We start from the raw sequence: 2,593 nt of genomic DNA on the forward strand, positions 1-2,593 counted from the left end.
GTCGGAGCCGCCCTCGTCCAGGACCCGGGCGATCTCGGCGACGGCGGCCTTCTTGCGGTAGAACGCGTCGGTCCCCGGGGCGCCGGAGCCGCTGATGGAGACGTGGTGGACGGCCGGGCTGCGCACGAGCTCGGGGTCGTCGGCGGCGTGGAGGTGGGGGGTGTGGCGGTTGCCTGACATGGTGTTCTCCTCGTTCCTGGTGCTCGGTCGGGATCGGTGACGGGGCGAGTGCTGACCCATGAGCGGGGGCAGCTGATCGGGAGCGGGGGAGACGGTCCGCTCGGCACCCCTCACGCCGCGGAGGTGTCCCGGCCGACAGGTCGGCAGGTGAGCGAGCGGTGGGAGTGCGGGTGCCGGTCAGGCGCTGAAGCCGCCGTCGACGTCGAGGGAAGCGCCGTTGAGGTAGGCAGCCTCGTCGCTGGCGACGTACGCCACGAAGGAGGCCACTTCGGCGACGGTCCCGAACCATCCGATCGGGATGAGCGACCGGAGGGTGTCCCCGGCCGGGCCGTCGGCGGGGTTGGCGTCGGTGTCGACCGGGCCGGGCTGCACGTTGTTGACCGTGATCCCCCGGGGGCCGAGTTCGCGCGCCAGGCCGCGGACGAGGCTCGCGACGGCGCCCTTGGTCATCCCGTAGGTCGAGGATGCAGCGTGGGGCAGGTGGTGGGCGCTGACGCTGCCGATCGTGATGATCCGGCCGCCCGAGGCCATCACCGGGGCGCTGAACCGCAGCAGGTCGATGGTCCCTCGGATGTTGACGTCGATCATCCGGTCGATCTCGTCGTCGCTCAGGTCGGTGACGTGCTTGATGGTCCCGCCGCCGGCATTGCTCACGACGATGTCCAGGCGACCGTTGCGCTCCAGGACCGTGTCGACGAGCTGTCGCACCTGTGCCCGGTCGCCGCTGTTCGCCGCGATCGCGCTCGCGCGGTCACCCGAGGACCTGACGTCGGCGACGAGGGCGTCGGCGTCGGCCGCTGCCGACGCGTAGGTGAAGAAGACGTGGGCACCCTCGGCGGCCAGGCGCGTGACGATGCCGGCGCCGATGCCCCGAGCACCTCCGGTGACCAAGGCGGTCTTGCCGGCGTGCCGGCCGGGGTGCACCGTCCCGGCACGGGTGGGGCGTTGGGTCGACGTGGTGTCCAGCTTGTCAGGAGTCATGGTCGACGGGCCTCATTCGATGGGTCGGTCGGGGGATGGGGGGCACCGGTCGCTGCCGACAGTCCGGTGCAAGAGCTCGACACGGTGCCGCTGCGGGTCTGCTCGACGTCGGTGACGAGCTCGGCACGCGGCGCGGGCGCGAGGCCACGGAGTCGCCGCCGCAGGGCGGGCGGCCGATGGACCACCGGCTGCTCGCCCTGCGGCGACATCGACTCAGGAGTGGTCCGTCGCGGCGGCGGCCTTCTCGATCACCTTCGCCACCGCGGAGGGGTGGCGGGTCATCGCGAGGTGTCCGGCCTTCACCGTGGTGAGCTCCGCGCCGGCGCGGGACGCCATGCGCTCCTGCAGCTCCAGCGGGATGGAGCCGTCCTCGGTCCCCGCGACGTACCACGAGGGGAGCGACGTCCACGCGGGCTCGTTGGCCGCCACCTCGTTCACCGCACTGAACGTGATCGGGCGCTGCCGGGCGTAGAGGTCGTCCCGCTCCTTGCGCGGGAGCCCGTTGGCGAACGTGGCGTGGAAGGCGGCCTCCTGCAGGTACAGGTCCGCATCACCCTCCGGCGCTCCCGGGTAGGGCACCATGTCGAACAGGGCCGACGGGTCGACGGGGCCCGCACTGGAGAGCAGGGCCAGCAGGCTTTCGCCCTTCTCCGGCACGAAGGCGTCGACGTAGACGAGGGCGCGCACGTCAGGGTCGCTGGTCGCGGCCTCGGTGATCACTGCGCCGCCGTAGGAGTGGCCGACGAGGACCACCGGGCCGCTCGTCCGGTGCTGCAGGAACGAGGCCAACGCTGCGCTGTCGTCGCTGAGCGACCGCAGTGGGTTGGCGAAGTCGAGGACCGGGTAGCCGCGCTGCTGCAGCCGCTGCTGGACGTCGCTGAAGGACCCCGCGTCCGTCCAGGCGCCGTGCACGATGACGACCGTGGGCTTGTCGTGGCCGCCGCCGGCGCTGGCGGGGCCGGCGAGCCCGAGGATCGCCAGGAGCGAGGTGATGACGCCCGCCACCACTGCGGTGAACCCACGACGACGGCCACGAGTGGCGGTGTGCAGGAGGTCACCCACCGTCCGACGGTGGTGGCCTCGATCGAGGCGGGGACGTCGCCGCGGGGGCTCGGCTGCGTCGCTGGTGGTGGTGGCGGTCCGCCCGTTGACAGCGGTGTTCTGCTCGGTGCCCGACATGTCGGTCTCCTCGTGGTGGCCCGCCGCTCCGGAGCGGATCAGCAGGCTCGGTGTGCCGGATGGCACGGCCGACTGTGCGCGCCTCCTCTCGCCCGGCCCAGGGTGCATCGCACCTAGGGCAGGGCACAGTGGCGTCCACCAAGGTGGTGTGCGACGGCCCCGGTGACCAGCGGGCCCTCCACATAGAGGCGGCCACCGCGTGATCTTCTGGATGACCTACCACAGTCCTTCAGGAGAGCTACGCGATGACCGC

The 2,593-nt window shown here is 72.1% G+C and carries 3 protein-coding genes; all 3 read right to left on the reverse strand.

All coding sequences use genetic code 11. The features are described 5' to 3' along the window. Window positions 1-180, reverse strand: a 180-nt coding sequence (locus tag G5C62_RS26480; RefSeq protein ID WP_206330883.1) for a hypothetical protein, incomplete at its 3' end; no start/stop codon positions are given. A 177-nt stretch (window positions 181-357) separates the two neighbouring features. After that, window positions 358-1,161: an SDR family NAD(P)-dependent oxidoreductase gene (locus G5C62_RS26485; protein ID WP_164703340.1), complete on the reverse strand. Its 804-nt coding sequence runs from the start codon at window positions 1,159-1,161 to the stop codon at window positions 358-360. A 213-nt stretch (window positions 1,162-1,374) separates the two neighbouring features. Continuing rightward, entirely contained in the window at window positions 1,375-2,223 is an 849-nt protein-coding gene (locus tag G5C62_RS26490) for an alpha/beta fold hydrolase (RefSeq protein WP_206330884.1), read from the reverse strand. Window positions 2,224-2,593: the final 370 nt, after the last annotated feature.

Source organism: Modestobacter sp. KNN46-3 (genome assembly GCF_011039295.1).

Excerpts from the sequence above, each read along its gene's own strand:
- G5C62_RS26485 (WP_164703340.1), bottom strand. The coding sequence starts at position 1,161 with ATGACTCCTGACAAGCTGGACACCACGTCGACCCAACGCCCCACCCGT.